At 57.1% G+C, this 797-nt stretch carries 1 protein-coding gene; it reads left to right on the top strand.

Annotation, left to right across the window (positions count from 1 at the left end):
- Positions 1 to 141 precede the first annotated feature (141 nt).
- Positions 142 to 378: a hypothetical protein gene (locus LH464_RS24405; protein WP_226788982.1), complete on the top strand. Its 237-nt coding sequence runs from the start codon at positions 142 to 144 to the stop codon at positions 376 to 378.
- Positions 379 to 797: the final 419 nt, after the last annotated feature.

Raw genomic sequence — 797 nt, 5'->3', positions numbered from 1 at the left:
ACCGCGGCTTAAGCCGCGGTCTTTTCCGTTCTGGAAAGGCCAAGGCGAAAACAGCCGGGTCTCGCCAGCTTCAAACGTCCAATGGCAGCACTGGACAGAATGACTGCCGTCTGCTGTTCCCCCCCACAACGAGAAGAAAATATGAATCGAGTTCTGATTAACTGCCTGAATGCTGTGAACAACCTGCTGGCTATCGTACTGGTGGCTGCAGGAGCGCTGCTCGGGTACACAAGCGGCCAAATAAATGGTGGTGGCCTGATCATGGTGGCTGTTGGAGCCCTTGGAGGCTTATTAGCGGCTTGCCTCGTATGCGGCCTTTTGGCGGTGCTGATCGAGATTGAGAGGCATGTACGACAGTTGAAAGGCCCAACACTGTAGACGCAACTCGTCAGGGACCGCCGCCAACCGGGCTGCCGGCAGAGGGAGGCTTGGTCCGCCCTGTGTCGGCATTGACTGTGGGACTTCCTACGTGACCGCAGTGGTTGCGACGGCAACCTGTGTATTGCTTAGCTTCGTCGCTGCCTGATGGAGCTTTTCCGCAGCAGACATGATCGCCGCCCCCACGTCTACACCGGCGATCTTCAGGAACGCAGCGCTGGTCTCTATTTCCTGACCAGCCTGCTGACCGCCTTCAGCAACCTTCCGCGCAGCCTCGTCGCCAGCTTCCTTCAGGCCACTCGCGTCGATCGATCTTGAGTGCGTCCTGAAACTCCTCGACGGTGACTTCTATTCCGTCGAAGATTGCCGAACGGCGAAGCAACCACAGAAAACAGATCTGTTTGATGCAGATCAAACCA

It is taken from the genome of Pseudorhizobium xiangyangii (genome assembly GCF_020531965.1).
Taxonomy (GTDB): domain Bacteria; phylum Pseudomonadota; class Alphaproteobacteria; order Rhizobiales; family Rhizobiaceae; genus Neorhizobium; species Neorhizobium xiangyangii.
Note: the sequence above shows the minus strand (reverse complement) of the source record. Positions and strands in the feature narration are given on the sequence as shown.